General features: G+C 57.4%; 9 protein-coding genes. 2 read left to right on the plus strand and 7 right to left on the minus strand.

Annotation, left to right across the window (positions count from 1 at the left end; genetic code table 11):
- Window positions 1-70: 70 nt before the first annotated feature.
- A complete protein-coding gene (gltB, locus tag G6Q29_RS17065; protein ID WP_165466653.1) occupies window positions 71-4,531 on the minus strand; it encodes a glutamate synthase large subunit in 4,461 nt (1,486 codons plus the stop codon).
- Between the two features lie 687 nt (window positions 4,532-5,218).
- Between gltB and G6Q29_RS17070 the strand changes: the two genes are divergently transcribed.
- Entirely contained in the window at window positions 5,219-6,160 is a 942-nt protein-coding gene (locus tag G6Q29_RS17070) for a TIGR01212 family radical SAM protein (RefSeq protein WP_165466698.1), read from the plus strand.
- On the opposite strand, the gene G6Q29_RS17075 is transcribed toward G6Q29_RS17070, so the two are convergent.
- Window positions 6,140-7,642, minus strand: a complete 1,503-nt coding sequence (locus G6Q29_RS17075) for a helicase HerA-like C-terminal domain-containing protein (protein ID WP_165466654.1) — start codon at window positions 7,640-7,642, stop codon at window positions 6,140-6,142. The two genes, G6Q29_RS17070 and G6Q29_RS17075, sit on opposite strands and share 21 nt — an antisense overlap.
- Before the next feature lie 137 nt (window positions 7,643-7,779).
- On the opposite strand from G6Q29_RS17075, the gene G6Q29_RS17080 reads away from it, so the two are divergent.
- Window positions 7,780-9,426, plus strand: coding sequence for a dihydroxyacetone kinase subunit DhaK (locus tag G6Q29_RS17080; protein WP_165466655.1), 1,647 nt, complete (start codon window positions 7,780-7,782; stop codon window positions 9,424-9,426).
- 92 nt (window positions 9,427-9,518) lie between these two features.
- On the opposite strand, the gene ahr is transcribed toward G6Q29_RS17080, so the two are convergent.
- The 5 genes from ahr to pepA all read right to left on the minus strand — a co-directional run bounded on the left by ahr (window position 9,519) and on the right by pepA (window position 16,145).
- Complete coding sequence (ahr, locus tag G6Q29_RS17085) at window positions 9,519-10,538, minus strand: NADPH-dependent aldehyde reductase Ahr (protein ID WP_165466656.1); 1,020 nt, start codon at window positions 10,536-10,538, stop codon at window positions 9,519-9,521.
- A gap of 83 nt (window positions 10,539-10,621) precedes the next feature.
- Window positions 10,622-11,125: a GNAT family N-acetyltransferase gene (locus G6Q29_RS17090; RefSeq protein WP_165466657.1), complete on the minus strand. Its 504-nt coding sequence runs from the start codon at window positions 11,123-11,125 to the stop codon at window positions 10,622-10,624.
- A gap of 123 nt (window positions 11,126-11,248) precedes the next feature.
- A complete protein-coding gene (locus tag G6Q29_RS17095; RefSeq protein WP_165466658.1) occupies window positions 11,249-14,104 on the minus strand; it encodes a valine--tRNA ligase in 2,856 nt (951 codons plus the stop codon).
- Entirely contained in the window at window positions 14,104-14,547 is a 444-nt protein-coding gene (gene holC / locus G6Q29_RS17100; RefSeq protein WP_047716880.1) for a DNA polymerase III subunit chi, read from the minus strand. Before holC ends, G6Q29_RS17095 begins: the two co-directional genes overlap by 1 nt.
- 86 nt (window positions 14,548-14,633) lie before the next feature.
- Window positions 14,634-16,145 carry a leucyl aminopeptidase gene (gene pepA, locus G6Q29_RS17105; RefSeq protein WP_003861882.1) on the minus strand — a complete coding sequence of 504 codons (1,512 nt, stop codon included), beginning with the start codon at window positions 16,143-16,145 and terminating at the stop codon, window positions 14,634-14,636.
- Window positions 16,146-16,206 lie beyond the last annotated feature (61 nt).

Raw genomic sequence — 16,206 nt, forward strand, 5'->3', positions numbered from 1 at the left:
GTACGCTGCGGGTCTTGCGCGCTGTCCGTGTCCAGACTCACTGCGACAATGACGCCCGCTAAATCCAGATTTACTGCGCCTGCACGCGCAGCTCTGCTGCGCTACGACTACGGTGACCCAACAGGGCTTTAACATCGCTGGACTTCGGCTTAACCAGCGCGAATTTCGCAGAGAACGCAGGCCAGTTCGCCAGGATCTCTTCGCCGCGCGAAGAACCGGTATGCTGCACGTGTTCGGTAATCAAACCGCGCAGGTGTTCTTCGTGGATGGCCAGCGTATCAACGTCCAGCACTTCCACCAGCTCCGGGTTCACGCGCTTGCGGAACTCACCGTCTTCATCCAGGACGTAGGCAAAACCGCCCGTCATGCCCGCGCCAAAGTTCACGCCGGTTTTACCCAGGACGCACACAATTCCGCCGGTCATGTATTCGCAGCCGTTATCGCCAATGCCTTCCACCACGGTGATGGCGCCGGAGTTACGCACCGCAAAACGCTCGCCTGCCCGGCCCGCGGCAAACAGACGTCCGCCGGTCGCGCCGTACAGACAGGTGTTGCCGATGATGCTGGCATCACAGCTGCGGAAGGCTGAGCCGACCGGAGGACGCACCGCCAGCAGACCGCCCGCCATGCCTTTTCCGACGTAGTCGTTGGCATCGCCGGTCAGGTATAACTCAACCCCGCCTGAGTTCCACACGCCGAAGCTCTGACCTGCGGTACCGCTGAAGTGGGCGGTAATCGGATCCGACGCCAGACCCTGGTCACCGTGCGTTTGCGCGATGTAACCGGAGAGAGACGCCCCCACGGAACGGTCGGTGTTGCGGATATCAAACCAGAACGTTTTGCTCTGCTTCTCATCCACATACGGCTTCGCCTGCTGCAACAGCTGCGCATTCAACACGCCGTTGTCGAACGGCGGGTTGTTCTCGGTGCAGTACACCGCTTTGCCTGGATGCGGCTGCGCGGTTTCCAGCAGCTTGGACAGCTCCAGCTTTTGCTGCTTGGCGGTGAAGCCTTCCAGCTCTTTCAGCAGGTCGGTACGGCCAATCAGGTCTACCAGACGCTTCACGCCCAGCTGCGCCATCAGTTCGCGGGTTTCGCGGGCGATGAAGTCAAAGTAGTTGGTCACTTTGAACGGCAGGCCGTGATAGTGGTTCTTACGCAGCTTTTCGTCCTGGGTAGCAACGCCCGTTGCACAGTTGTTCAGGTGGCAAATACGCAGGTATTTACAGCCGAGCGCAACCATCGGGCCGGTACCAAAGCCGAAGCTTTCCGCTCCCAGAATCGCCGCTTTGATGATGTCGAGGCCGGTTTTCAGCCCGCCGTCCACCTGTAAACGGATCTTGTGACGCAGGCCGTTAGCGACCAGCGCCTGCTGGGTTTCCACCAGACCAAGCTCCCACGGACAACCCGCGTATTTCACGGAGGAGAGCGGGCTCGCGCCGGTGCCACCGTCGTAACCGGCGATGGTGATCAGATCCGCATAGGCTTTCGCCACGCCGGTGGCAATGGTGCCAACGCCCGGTTCGGAAACCAGCTTCACGGAGATCATCGCTTTCGGATTGACCTGTTTCAGGTCGAAAATCAGCTGCGCCAGATCTTCGATAGAGTAGATATCGTGGTGCGGCGGCGGGGAGATCAGCGTCACGCCCGGCACCGAGTAGCGCAGTTTGGCGATGTACGGCGTGACTTTATCACCCGGCAGCTGACCGCCTTCGCCCGGCTTCGCGCCCTGAGCGACTTTAATCTGAATCACGTCGGCGTTGACCAGGTACGCTGGCGTGACGCCGAAGCGACCGGATGCCACCTGCTTGATGCGGGATACTTTGTTAGTGCCGTAACGCGCTGGGTCTTCACCGCCTTCGCCGGAGTTGGAGTTGCCGCCGATGCTGTTCATGGCTTCCGCCAGCGCCTCGTGGGCTTCCGGGCTCAGCGCGCCGATGGACATTGCCGCGGTGTCGAAGCGTTTGAACAGCTCGGAAGCAGGCTCAACGTCGTCAATGCTGACCGCTTCATCACCCGGATTGAGGGCAATGAGATCGCGCAGCGTCGCCGCCGGACGGTTGTTCACCAGCTCAGCATACTGCTGATAATCGCTGTACTCGCCGCTTTGCACCGCCTGTTGCAGCGTGCGCACCACGTCCGGGTTATAGGCGTGATACTCGCCCCCGTGGACATATTTCAGCAGACCGCCCTGTTCCAGCGGCTTACGCGCCAGCCAGGCGCGTTTCGACAGGTTCACCAGATCCTGCTGGAAGTCAGCAAAACCGGCGCCACCGATGCGGCTAACCACGCCCTGGAAGCAGAGGTTAGCGACCTCGTCATGCAGGCCGACCGCTTCAAACAGCTTCGAGCAGCGGTAAGAGGCGATGGTCGAGATGCCCATTTTGGACATGATCTTGTACAGGCCTTTGTTGATGCCGTTACGGTAGTTCAGCATCACGGTGCGGTAGTCTTTGTCGATCGCGCGGGTATCCACCAGGCGGGCCAGCGTTTCGTAGGCGAGGTAAGGATAAATCGCCGTGGCACCAAAGCCTAACAGCACCGCAAAGTGGTGCGGGTCGCGCGCGCTTGCGGTTTCAACGATGATGTTGGCATCGCAGCGCAGGCTCTTGTCGACGAGACGCGTCTGGATAGCCCCTACCGCCATTGGCGCAGGCACAGGTAGACGGTTTTTCGCGATGTTGCGGTCAGACAGCACCAGCAGAACGGTGCCGTTACGCACCATCTGTTCGGCTTTATCGCACAGCGCGTTCACCGTCTCTTCGAGGCTCGTTTCGGTCACGTCGAAGGTGATATCGAGCGTGTCGGCGCGGTAGTGCTCCTCGGTCATGGTAGTGAGCTGTCTGAAATCGGAGTACAGCAGGATCGGCGATTTAAAGGTCAGACGGTGCGCCTGGCCTTCGGCTTCGCAGAAGACGTTCATCTCACGGCCGATGCTGGTGGCCAGGGACATCACGTGGGCTTCGCGCAGCGGATCGATTGGCGGGTTGGTGACCTGCGCAAACTGCTGACGGAAGTAGTCATAAATGATGCGTGGCTGGCTGGAGAGCACGGCAAACGGGGTATCGTCACCCATTGAGCCGACAGCTTCCTGACCGTTTTCACCGAGCACGCGGATAACCGAATCCAGCTCTTCTGCGCTGTAGTTAAACTGTTTCTGGAAGCTCGCGAGGGTGTCGTCATCCATTTCGCGGCTGCCCACTTCCTCGTCAGGCAGATCTTCGAACGGCACCAGACGGCGGACGTTTTTCTCCATCCACTCTTTGTACGGGTGGCGGCTTTTCAGATCGTGATCGGTTTCGGCGGAATGCAGAATACGGCCACCGCGAGTATCGATCACCATCAGCTCGCCCGGACCGACGCGGCCTTTCTCAACCACTTCGTCTGGCTGGTAATCCCAGATCCCCACCTCGGAGGCACAGGTGATGAGTTTATCTTTTGTAATGACGTAGCGCGCCGGACGCAGGCCGTTACGGTCCAGGTTACAGGCGGCAAAACGACCGTCGGACATGACGATGCCCGCCGGGCCATCCCACGGCTCCATATGCATGGAGTTAAAGTCAAAGAACGCACGCAGCTCAGGATCCATATCCGGATTGTTCTGCCACGCCGGTGGAACCAGCAGACGCATGGCGCGCACGATATCCATCCCGCCTGCCAGCAGCAGTTCCAGCATGTTGTCCATGGAACTGGAGTCCGAGCCGGTTTCGTTCACGAACGGCGCGGCATCGTGCAGGTCAGGGATCAGTGGCGTCTGGAACTTATAGGTACGGGCGCGAGCCCACTGGCGGTTACCGGTGATGGTGTTGATCTCGCCGTTGTGCGCCAGGTAGCGGAACGGCTGAGCCAGCGGCCAGCGTGGAACGGTGTTGGTGGAAAAGCGCTGATGGAACAGGCAAATGGCCGATTCCAGACGCAGATCCGCCAGGTCCAGGTAGAAGCGCGGCAGGTCAGCCGGCATACACAGACCTTTATAGATGTTCACCAGGTTAGAGAGGCTACAGACGTAGAACTCTTTATCGTCCTGAAGACGTTTTTCAATGCGGCGACGAGCGATGAACAGACGGCGTTCCATATCGCGTGGACGCCAGCCCGCAGGTGCGTTAACAAAAATCTGTTCAATACGAGGCAGCGAGGAGAGGGCAATTTCACCGAGCACCCCTTCGTTGGTTGGCACATCGCGCCAGCCGACAATCGACAGGGTTTCACGCTGAAGTTCTTCTTCAACGATGCGGCGTGAGGCGGCAGCCTTTTCAGGATCCTGATTCAGGAACAGCATGCCGACAGCGTAGTTTTTGGCTAAACGCCAGCCGCGCTCTTCCGCCACGATGCGGAAGAAACGATCGGGTTTTTGCAGCAGCAGGCCGCAACCGTCGCCGGTTTTACCATCGGCAAGGATGGCGCCACGGTGCTGCATACGGGCCAGTGCGTGAATAGCAGTACGCACTACCTTGTGGCTAGGTTCGCCTTCTATGTGGGCGATCAGGCCGAAACCACAGTTATCCTTCTCAAGGGATTTATCGTACAACATATCAGTGAACCTCCCCAGGCTCGTCGGGCTTCCCACTGAACTTTACCGTGGCGCACAGGCGCAGAAAGAGCATGGCGACGGGGTTAGCGTTTCATACGCGGACCTCGCATTCGCCCTCTTTTTCATCCTTTCGCGCAGGTAAACAAGTTTGAGGACTTGCTTCAGAGGGAATCTCAATTACTGCATAAATATGATGAGCAGGCCGCTCATCCAGAAAGCTTCCAGCGGATTTCCAACTTATCGGGAATTGGTACACAGGTCAAATGGCAATCTTATTTATACAAAAATGTGCTAAAGCGTGTTTATCCTTTTGTTTTTATTGCATATTTAACTATTTTTACAAGCGCTTAAAGCACCGACAAGGTGCAGGGGAGTGTGATCTGACTCACTATATGAAAGCGGTATTATCGATGCAGCGTGCTGAAATGCAGATTTATAGCAGAATAATAATCTGGTGTTGCATTCAAACCCGCATAAAATCACTGTTTTTCAGTACTGACGCTATAAATGAAAAAAACAATCAGAACATAAGGAAAAGTAATCACAGATGGTGTGAATGAAAGTGCAGTAATCTTGAGTATTTATTCATATGGATAAAGGCCGTCCAGGGCGATTGATCCAGGTCATCGCCGACGGAGGCTAAAAATGGCAGGCTTGTTCCCTTTCTTCGGGACGGTCTATCAGATTATGCAGTTACAGAAATTAGTCAATATGTTTGGTGGGGATCTTTTGCAGCGCTACGGACAAAAGGTTCACAAACTGACGCTACACGGCGGCTTTAGCTGCCCGAATCGCGACGGCACCATCGGGCGTGGTGGCTGCACCTTCTGTAACGTGGCCTCGTTTGCTGACGAAGCCCAACAGCATAAATCTATCACTGAACAGCTCGCCCATCAGGCGAGTCTGGTGAACCGCGCGAAGCAATATCTGGCCTATTTCCAGGCCTACACCAGTACATGGGCAGAAGTGCAGGTGCTGCGCTCTATGTATCAGCAGGCGGTTGCTCAGGCTAACATTGTCGGGCTGTGCGTGGGGACGCGTCCGGACTGCGTGCCGGACGCCGTGCTGGATTTACTTAGCGAGTACAAAGAGAAGGGCTACGAGATCTGGCTGGAGCTGGGCTTACAGACCGCGCACGACAAAACCCTGCACCGTATCAATCGCGGACATGATTTCGCTTGCTACCAGCGCACCACGCGTCTCGCCCGCGAGCGTGGATTAAAAGTCTGCTCGCATCTGATTGTCGGCTTGCCGGGTGAAGGGCAGCAGCACGGTCTGGAAACGCTGGAAAAAGTCGTCGAGACCGGCGTGGACGGCATTAAGCTGCATCCGCTGCATATCGTAAAGGGAAGCATAATGGCGAAAGCCTGGGAAGCGGGGCGGTTAAGTGGAATCGAACTTGCCGACTATACGGTGACGGCGGGGGAGATGATTCGCCACACGCCGCCGGACATTGTTTATCATCGAATCTCCGCCAGCGCCCGCCGGCCAACGCTTCTGGCACCGCTGTGGTGCGAGAACCGCTGGACGGGAATGGTAGAAATTGACCGTTATCTGCATGAACACGGTGTGCAGGGGTCGGCGCTGGGCCGCCCGTGGGTTCCCCCGTTACCGGCGACGGCCGCCTAGCAGACTTCCCAGCATGCCGCGTACTATCTGATTGGTAATCTGACGCGTCGCGCTTTTTGCCATAGTCTGTACCACGCCATCGCGTTTGCCGCCGCGTGGCCCGGTGCTGCCGAATAGAATATCTTTCAGCCCACCAAGAATACCGTCATCCACGTCAACAGATTGCCCTTTGGCGGCAGGCGCATCCTGCGATTCGGCAGTTGCCTGCACCCCTTTTTGCAGCATCTCGAAAGCGGATTCGCGATCCACCTCGTCTTCATACTTCCCGTAGAGGGGGGAGTGGTTAATCAGGCCGTTGCGTTCATCGTCCGTGACCGGCCCCATGCGTGAGCAGGGCGCAATCACCATCGCGCGCTCGACAACTGTCGGGCTACCTTTTGTATCGAGGAACGAAATCAGCGCTTCGCCGGTTCCCAGCGCCTGAATGGCGGTTTCGGTATCGAAGGCCGGATTGGCGCGCATGGTTTGCGCCGCGGCTTTCACCGCTTTCTGATCTTTCGGCGTAAAGGCGCGCAGGGCATGCTGCACGCGGTTACCTAACTGCCCCAGAACGTTATCAGGAATATCCGACGGGTTTTGCGAAACAAACCAGACACCGACGCCTTTGGAGCGGATCAGGCGGATAACCTGTTCAATTTTATCCAGCAGCACCTGTGGGGCGTCGTTAAATAGCAGGTGCGCTTCGTCAAAGAAGAACACCAGTTTGGGTTTTTCCAGATCGCCAGCTTCCGGCAGTTGTTCGTACAGTTCTGAGAGCATCCACAGCAGGCTGGCGGCGTAGAGTTTAGGCATCTGGTAGAGCTTCTCTGCGCTAAGAATGTTAATGATGCCTTTGCCGCTGCTGTCGGTGCGCATCCAGTCTTTGATATCCAGCATTGGCTCGCCGAAGAAGTGTTCGGCTCCCTGTTGCTCCAGCGTCAGGAGTCCGCGCTGAATGGCGCCCACCGAGGCGCTGCTGATATTGCCATACTGATTCTGGAAGGATTTAGCGTTATCGCCAATGTACTGGGTGATGGCGCGCAGATCTTTGAAATCAAGCAGCAGTAAGCCCTGATCGTCGGCGATACGGAAGATAATGTTCAGCACACCGGACTGCACGTCGTTAAGATTAAGCAGACGAGCCAGCAGCAGCGGGCCGAGATCGGAGACTGTGGCGCGAACCGGATGGCCTTTTTCGCCGAATATATCCCAGACCACCACCGGATTACCGTGCGGCGTCCAGTCCGTGATGCCGATATTTTTCAGGCGCTCGAGGAGTTTTTCTGACGCTGCACCTTCCTGAGCCACCCCGGTTAAATCGCCCTTCACGTCAGCCATAAAAACCGGCACGCCAGTCTCTGACAACGACTCCGCCAGCTTTTGCAGGGTGACGGTTTTCCCCGTCCCGGTCGCGCCTGTGATCAGGCCATGGCGGTTCGCCATCGCGGGCAGTAAAAACAGCTCTTTTTCCAGCGTCCTGGCGATTAACAATGGTGTACTCATGATGCACGTCCTCTCGTAGTCCTGGGTGGAGTATAGGCAACCTGACGGCAAAATGTCTGCGTAAATTCCTCACTTTGCGGCGCATTTTCCAGTGCGGACTATGCTTTTGCATACGGTAAACAAAATTTTGGGAAACTATGTCCAGATTCTTTTTTAACGACCGCAAACAGCTTGTCAACGATGCCATTGAAGGCATACTTCTCTCCGCGCCGCACGGTAATCTCGTCAAACTGGATATCGATCCGGCCATCCGGGTGGTGGCACGCGGCGACTGGGATAAAAGCCGCGTGGCGGTGATCTCCGGTGGCGGCTCCGGCCATGAACCGGCACATGCCGGGTTCGTCGGTAAAGGCATGCTTACCGCAGCAGTGTGTGGCGATCTGTTCGCCTCCCCAAGCGTGGATGCGGTCCTCAATGCCATTGTGGCGGTGACGGGCGATCGTGGCTGCCTGCTGATTGTGAAAAACTACACCGGCGACCGGCTTAACTTTGGCCTGGCGGCGGAAAAAGCCAAACGCTACGGCCTGAAGGTCGAGATGGTTATCGTGGCGGATGATATCGCCCTGCCGGATAACAAGCAGCCGCGTGGTATCGCGGGAACGGCGCTGGTGCATAAAATTGCGGGATATGCGGCAGAGCAGGGGAAATCGCTAAACGACGTGCGGGATATTGCGCAACAGGCCTGCGATAACCTCTGGAGCCTGGGGGTTGCGATGCAAACCTGTAACCTGCCGGGCAGCGATGATGAAGAGGGGCGCATTAAACAAGGCCATGTCGAGCTGGGTTTGGGCATTCACGGCGAGCCGGGAGCTTCCGTCGTGGATACGCAAAACAGCAAAGCCATTATCGACACGCTGGTGACGCCGTTACGCGCCCGGGCGGGTGACGGGCGCTTTGCGGTGCTGGTCAACAACCTCGGCGGCGTGTCAGCGCTGGAGATGGCTCTGCTCACCAAAGAGCTGGCGCACTCGGCGCTGAAAGAGAACATTGCGTATCTGATTGGCCCGGCGCCGCTGGTGAGTGCGCTGGATATGAAAGGCTTTTCGCTAACGCTGTTAAAGCTCAACGATTTCTTCGAGAAAGCGATTCACGCCGAGGTCGAGACGCTGGGCTGGCAGAAGCCCGTCGCGTTTGCGCCTCTGCGTACCGTTCCCCATAGCGCCCTTCATGACCGCGTAGAATATACCCCGTCGGACAATCCGCAGGTGAGCGCGGCCGTCGCCTCGGTAGTGAAAACATTGATCCAGCTGGAAAACCGCCTTAACGCACTGGATGCCAAAGTAGGCGATGGCGATACGGGCTCCACCTTTGCGCAAGGGGCGCGGGATATTGCGCAGCGACTTGAGGAGAACAACCTGCCCCTTAACGACGTGCCGACATTACTCCTGCTGGTGGGGGAGCGGCTGGCAACGGTGATGGGCGGATCGAGCGGCGTATTGATGTCGATCTTCTTCACGGCGGCAGGCCAAAAGCTTCACGATGGACAGCCGCTACCTGAAGCATTGTTGAGCGGGCTGGCGCAGATGAAGCAGTATGGCGGTGCAGATCTCGGCGATCGTACGCTGATCGATGCCCTGCAACCGGCGCTGGAGGCGTTACAGAAAGGCGATCTTCAGTCAGCGGCGCAGGCTGCGCAGCAAGGGGCTGAAGCAACGGCGAAAATGGCGAAAGCCGGCGCGGGACGCTCGTCGTACGTGAATAAAGAGAATCTGGACGGGGTGATGGATCCGGGAGCAGTCGCGGTGGCAGAGGTGTTTAAGACCATGGTAGATGCAAAACGGTAACAACCGTTACCGTTTTTAGTGTTTGCGCCCTCTCCCTGTGGGAGAGGGTTGGGGTGAGGGCATCAGGCCGCACATTCCCCGGCAATGTCACATCAAAAATCCGCTTTCAACACCACGCGGTAGCGGGCTTTGCCGTCGCGCACGTGCTGGATCGCTTCGTTGATTTTCGACATTGGATAGAGCTCGGTGGTGGGCGCCACTTTGGTGCGTCCGGCGAACTTCATCAGCTTGCGTAACTCATATGGCGTGCCGGTAGCAGAGCCGGATATGCTGCGATCCCCGCCGATCAGGGTAAACGCCGGAACTGGTAGCGGCTTCATCACCGCACCTACGGTGTGGAAGTTACCGCCGTAGGCCAGGGCTTCAAAGTAGGGCTGCCAGTCGAGATCGACGTTGACGGTGTTGATGATCAGATCAAACTGACCCGCCAGTGCGGTGAGTGCCTGCGGATCGCGACTGTTCACCACTTTATCCGCACCCATCGCCAGCACTTCCTGCTCTTTCGCCGGGTTAGAGCTGAACGCCGTCACTTCGCAGCCCATCGCATGTAACAGTTTGATGGCGATATGCCCCAGACCGCCAATACCGATCACGCCCACGCGGCTGGTGGCGGTGATGTGATGCATCAGCAGGGGCTTAAAGACGGTGATGCCGCCACACAGCATCGGACCTGCGGATTCAATATCAATGCTGTCCGGCAGCGGGATAACCCATTGCCAGTCGGCGCGCAGCTTATCGGCGAAACCACCCTTGTTAAGGATGGTCGGCGTAGCGCCCTCAAGGCAGTTGATCTGGTTGCCACTGATACAGGCGTCGCAGTGGCCACAGCTGCGTGCCGTCCAGCCGATACCCACGCGCTGGCCCACTTTCAGCCCTTTGTCCTGCGCGGCACTGCCGAGCGCCACGACGCGGCCAATCACTTCGTGCCCGGCCACCAGTGGGTAGCTGGAAAAGCCCCATTCATTGTCGATCATCGAGAGATCCGAGTGGCAGATCCCGCAGTAATCCACCTGTACTTCGACGTCTTCCGCTTTTAGTTCGCCCGCATCGTACTCGTACAGCTCAAGTTCTGCACCCGCCTGCGGTGCGGCGTAGCTTTTAATCTTCGACATCGCGTTTCCCCTGTTTTGGTGTGAACTGTGAGTGTAGAGCATTCAGTTTACAGACGCTTAACAGAAGACGGCAGGAACGAAATTTACAGACTTTTCAGCATCCTGACCTCGCAGTCCACGTGGCCCGTGCAGCCCAGTGGCGCATCGATATGCTCAAAGCCCAGATGTTCATACAGGCCAATGGCCTCTTTAAGGAAAGCGGTGGTTTCAAGGTAGCAGCGTTTAAAGCCCTGTGAGCGTGCATGTTCCAGGGCGACCAGCGCCAGCTTTTTCGCCAGGCCTTGTCCGCGTATCGTTGGAAGGAAATACATTTTTTGAAGTTCACAGATATCCGGCTCGCTGCAAAGCAGTGGGGCAATGCCGCCACCGCCCACGACCAGGCCGTCCTGCTCAATGACCCAGTAGGCATGACCCGGCTGGCTGTACAGCTGAAAAAGCTCGTCCAGATTGGGGTCGGCCACGGTGTAGCCTTTGTCGGCGGTCAGGCCGTATTCGGCAGAAACCGTGCGGATAACGGCGGCGATAGCCGGGTTGTCAGTCTCAGTGATCCGACGCATTGTCATCGCGACGGGGGTAATCACGCTCATAACATTACTCATGACAAAAATTGACACACAGCTGGTGTTAATAGCACCGCAGAAAGGGGAGTGCAAGCGAGGAGTTTTCAGGAAGGATACCCCTTACGCCCTGAAGCGTAAGGGGTAAAAGCATTACAGGGCTGCAATAACCGCCTGCTGCTCGATCAGTTTAGTCTTCGCATCGGCGAAGGCAACCAGACGCTCACGCTCTTTGGCGATGACCGCTTCCGGCGCGCGGGCGACAAAGCCCTCGTTCGCCAGTTTGCTTTCAATTTTGCCAATTTCCACGTCAACTTTCGCCACTTCTTTCGCCAGACGCGCCAGCTCCGCATCTTTGTCGATCAGGCCCGCCATCGGGATCAGCAGTTCCGCACCGTCGATGATTTTAGTCACGGAAACCGGACCTTTGTCATCGGCAGGCAGCACGGTGATGCTTTCCAGACGCGCCATGGTTTTCAGGAAGGTGTTGTTCTCAGTGACGCGACGAACGGCAGCTTCGCTGCAACCGCGCAGCAGCAGCTCCAGTGGTTTACCCGGCGCGATGTTCATTTCCGCGCGGATGTTACGTACCGCAACGATCGCCTGCTTCAGCCACTCGGTATCCGCAGACGCGGCTTCATCCACTTTCCCGGCGTCGAAGGCCGGGAACGGCTGAAGCATGATGGTATCGGCGTTGATACCGGCAATGACCTTCACGCGCTGCCAGATGGTTTCGGTGATGAACGGAATAATCGGGTGCGCAAGGCGCAGCAGACCTTCCAGAACGGTAATCAGCGTATTACGCGTGCCGCGCAGTTCCGCTTCAGAACCGCCGTTCATGACCGGCTTCGCCAGCTCCAGATACCAGTCACAGAACTGGTTCCAGGTGAATTCATACAGAATGCCCGCTGCGATATCGAAGCGGTAGCTGTCCAGCGCGTCGCGGAACGCTTTCACCGTCTGGTTAAATTCGGCCAGGATCCAGCGGTCCGCCAGAGAAAGGGTCATTTCGCCGCCGTTGAAGCCGCAATCCTGATCTTCGGTATTCATCAGCACGAAGCGGCTGGCGTTCCACAGCTTGTTACAGAAGTTACGGTAACCTTCCAGACGCTTCATATCCCAGTTGATGTCGCGGCCGGTAGAGGCCAGCGCCGCCAGGGTGAAGCGCAGGGCGTCGGTACCGTGAGACTCAATCCCGTTCGGGAACTGCTTCTCGGTGCGCTTGCGGATTTTCTCTGCCAGCTGCGGCTGCATCATGTTGCCGGTACGTTTTTCCAGCAGCTCTTCCAGAGAGATACCGTCCACCATATCCAGCGGGTCAATAACGTTACCCTTGGATTTGGACATCTTCTGGCCTTCATCGTCACGGATCAGACCGGTCATGTAGACGGTATGGAACGGAACCTGAGGCTTGCCGTCTTCGTCTTTGATGAAGTGCATGGTCATCATGATCATGCGCGCGATCCAGAAGAAGATGATGTCGAAACCGGAAACCATCACGCTGGTTGGGTGGAACTGACGCAGCGCGTCGGTGTTTTCCGGCCAGCCGAGGGTGGAGAAGGTCCACAGCGCGGAAGAGAACCAGGTATCCAGCACGTCTTCGTCCTGGCGCAGGGCAACGTCAGCGCCCAGGTTGTTTTCCTGACGCACTTCGTCTTCGGTGCGGCCAACGTAGACGTTGCCTTCGTTGTCGTACCACGCCGGGATGCGGTGGCCCCACCACAGCTGACGGGAGATACACCAGTCCTGAATATCGCGCATCCAGGAGAAGTACATGTTTTCGTACTGCTTTGGCACGAACTGAATGCTGCCGTTCTCAACCGCTTCTACAGCCGGTTTTGCCAGCACGTCGGCACGCACGTACCACTGGTCGGTCAGCATTGGCTCGATAACTACGCCACCACGGTCGCCGTACGGCACGGTCAGGTCGTGAGGTTTAATTTCTTCCAGCAGGCCGAGCGCGTCAACGGCAGCCACAATCGCTTTACGCGCGGCAAAGCGCTCCAGCTTCTGGAACTCAGCCGGGATCTCGCTGGAATAAACGTCGGATTCGTTGCCTTTGGTGTCATACACTTCTGCGCTTTCGCGGATATCGCCGTCGAAGGTCAGAATGTTGATCATCGGAAGTTGATGACGGCGGCCAACTTCATAGTCGTTAAAATCGTGCGCCGGGGTGATTTTCACGCAGCCGGTGCCTTTTTCCATGTCGGCGTGTTCGTCGCCCACAATCGGAATACGGCGGTTTACCAGCGGCAGCACCACAAATTTGCCGATCAGATCTTTATAACGCGGATCTTCCGGGTTAACGGCCACGCCGGTATCGCCCAGCAGGGTTTCCGGACGGGTGGTCGCGACGACCAGGTAATCTTTACCGTCTGCGGTTTTTGCACCGTCGGCCAGCGGATAGCGGATGTGCCACATGGAGCCTTTAGACTCGCGGTTTTCCACTTCAAGGTCAGAGATGGCGGTGCGCAGTTTCGGGTCCCAGTTGACCAGGCGTTTGCCGCGATAAATCAGGTCTTCTTTGTACAGGCGCACAAAGACTTCTTTCACGGCGTTGGAAAGACCTTCGTCCATGGTGAAGCGCTCGCGCTCCCAGTCAACGGAGTTGCCGAGACGACGCATCTGGCGAGTAATGGTGCCGCCGGATTCTGCCTTCCACTGCCAAATTTTATCGATGAACGCGTCGCGACCGTAGTCGTGGCGGGTTTTACCCTCTTCAGCGGCAATTTTACGTTCAACCACCATTTGGGTCGCGATACCCGCGTGGTCAGTCCCCGCCTGCCACAGGGTGTTTTTACCCTGCATGCGCTGGTAGCGGATCATGGTGTCCATGATGGTCTGCTGGAAAGCATGCCCCATATGCAAACTGCCGGTGACGTTCGGCGGCGGGATCATGATGCAGAAGGACTCTTTGCTTTCGTCGCCGTTAGGCTTGAAATAGCCCTGCTGTTCCCAGTGCTCGTAAAGCGGCTGTTCGATATCGCGTGGGTTATATGTCTTTTCCATTATTTCCAGGTTGCCGTATTCAGGTTAAAACCAGCCAGGCGGTACGCTTTATAGCGTTCGCGCGCCAGTTGTTTCAAGGATTCTTCGTAAGGGACAAAGTCTACCACTTCTGTGAAAGCGGTGGCAAAATCTGCAAAGTCTGTCCGCAGGCTAATGAGAATGTCGCGCGCGCTGCTGTTGCGTTTTTGCGGCCAGGCGATTTCGACCGGTGCCCCGCCGCGTGGACCTTCGCCCGACAGGTTATGCGGAACAAAACTCTCCGGCGGGCGCGCCCATAGCGCTTCATCCAGGCGAATCGCCTGCTGCTCATCTTCACAGGCAATCAGGACGCGTTTACCTGCGCGCCAACGTTCTGCGGCAATGTCACACACCAGTTGTTCAACGGCGCTGAGGCCATCCTGATGGGTGTCATTGTCCAGAAGGTAGAACGTTGCATTCTTCATATATGGGGCTTCTTGTGCTCACTTTAAATGCTTAAGCCGGGTGGCGGCTTCGCCTTACCCGGCCTACGGTTTACTGCCGTTTTGACTTACTCGTCGCCGTTAAAACCTGCGCGGTTTAGCAGGAACTGCGACAGCAGCGCCACCGGACGTCCGGTCGCGCCTTTGGCTTTGCCGGAGCGCCACGCGGTACCCGCAATGTCCAGGTGCGCCCAGTTGTACTTGCGGGTAAAGCGCGCCAGGAAGCAGCCCGCGGTAATAGCCCCGCCTGGACGACCGCCGATGTTCGCCATGTCTGCGAAGTTAGACTCCAGCTGTTCCTGGAACTCGTCCCCCAGCGGCAGACGCCACGCGCGGTCGCCGGCCTGTTCGGACGCGCCGATAAGCTCGTGCGCCAGCGGGTTGTGGTTCGACATCAGGCCGGTGATGTGGTGCCCCAGCGCGATCACACACGCACCGGTCAGCGTTGCCACGTCAATCACCGCTTCAGGCTCGAAACGCTCAACGTAGGTCAGCACGTCGCACAGCACCAGACGGCCTTCGGCATCGGTGTTTAGCACTTCAACAGTCTGGCCGGACATGGTGGTCAGCACGTCACCCGGACGATAGGCGCGGCCGCCAGGCATGTTTTCGCAGCCCGCCAGCACGCCGATCACGTTGATAGGCAACTGAAGTTCCGCGACCATGCGCATGACGCCGTAAACCGCCGCTGCGCCGCACATGTCGTATTTCATCTCATCCATGCCTTCTGAAGGCTTGATGGAGATACCGCCGGAGTCGAAGGTCAGCCCTTTGCCGACGAGCACGATTGGGCGCGCGTCCTCGGACGGGTTGCCTTTGTACTCGATGACCGACATCAGGGATTCGTTCTGGGAGCCGTTACCGACCGCCAGATAAGAGTGCATCCCCAGCTCTTTCATCTGCTGTTCGCCGATAACGCGGGTGATGACGTTCTTGCTGTAGGCGTCAGCCAGCTGGCGCGCCTGAGACGCCAGATACGCGGCGTTACAGATGTTTGGCGGCATATTGCCCAGATCTTTTGCCGCTTTAATACCGGCTGCAATCGCCAGGCCGTGCTGAATGGCGCGCTCGCCGCTGGTCAGCTCGCGACGGGTTGGCACGTTAAAGACCATTTTACGCAGCGGGCGACGCGGCTCGCTTTTGGTGGTCTTCAGTTGATCAAAGCTGTAGAGGCTCTCTTTTGCGGTTTCGACGGCCTGGCGCACTTTCCAGTACGTGTTGCGGCCCTTAACGTGCAGCTCCGTCAGGAAGCAGACGGCTTCCATCGAACCAGTATCATTCAGTGTATTAATGGTTTTCTGAATAACCTGCTTGTACTGGCGCTCATCAAGCTCACGTTCTTTACCACAGCCAATCAGCAGAATACGCTCGGACAGGACGTTCGGAACATGGTGCAGCAACAGGGTCTGCCCAGGTTTGCCTTCCAGTTCGCCACGGCGCAGCAGGGCGCTAATATAGCCGTCGCTGATTTTATCGAGTTGCTCGGCGATCGGGGAGAGTCGGCGTGGTTCAAAGACGCCCACAACGATGCAGGCACTCCGCTGTTTCTCCGGGCTACCGCTTTTTACACTGAACTCCATGCACTACGCTCCTGAATCTTAAAGACAACGGCGGCGGCTACGGATAGAATTGAAACCTTTC

It is taken from the genome of Enterobacter cloacae (assembly GCF_011078175.1).
In the GTDB taxonomy this organism is placed as follows: Bacteria; Pseudomonadota; Gammaproteobacteria; order Enterobacterales; family Enterobacteriaceae; genus Enterobacter; species Enterobacter cloacae_Q.

Excerpts from the sequence above, each read along its gene's own strand:
- gltB (WP_165466653.1), bottom strand. The coding sequence starts at position 4,531 with ATGTTGTACGATAAATCCCTTGAGAAGGATAACTGTGGTTTCGGCCTG.
- G6Q29_RS17070 (WP_165466698.1), top strand. The coding sequence starts at position 5,219 with ATGCAGTTACAGAAATTAGTCAATATGTTTGGTGGGGATCTTTTGCAG.
- G6Q29_RS17075 (WP_165466654.1), bottom strand. The coding sequence starts at position 7,642 with ATGAGTACACCATTGTTAATCGCCAGGACGCTGGAAAAAGAGCTGTTT.
- G6Q29_RS17080 (WP_165466655.1), top strand. The coding sequence starts at position 7,780 with ATGTCCAGATTCTTTTTTAACGACCGCAAACAGCTTGTCAACGATGCC.
- ahr (WP_165466656.1), bottom strand. The coding sequence starts at position 10,538 with ATGTCGAAGATTAAAAGCTACGCCGCACCGCAGGCGGGTGCAGAACTT.
- G6Q29_RS17090 (WP_165466657.1), bottom strand. The coding sequence starts at position 11,125 with ATGAGCGTGATTACCCCCGTCGCGATGACAATGCGTCGGATCACTGAG.
- G6Q29_RS17095 (WP_165466658.1), bottom strand. The coding sequence starts at position 14,104 with ATGGAAAAGACATATAACCCACGCGATATCGAACAGCCGCTTTACGAG.
- holC (WP_047716880.1), bottom strand. The coding sequence starts at position 14,547 with ATGAAGAATGCAACGTTCTACCTTCTGGACAATGACACCCATCAGGAT.
- pepA (WP_003861882.1), bottom strand. The coding sequence starts at position 16,145 with ATGGAGTTCAGTGTAAAAAGCGGTAGCCCGGAGAAACAGCGGAGTGCC.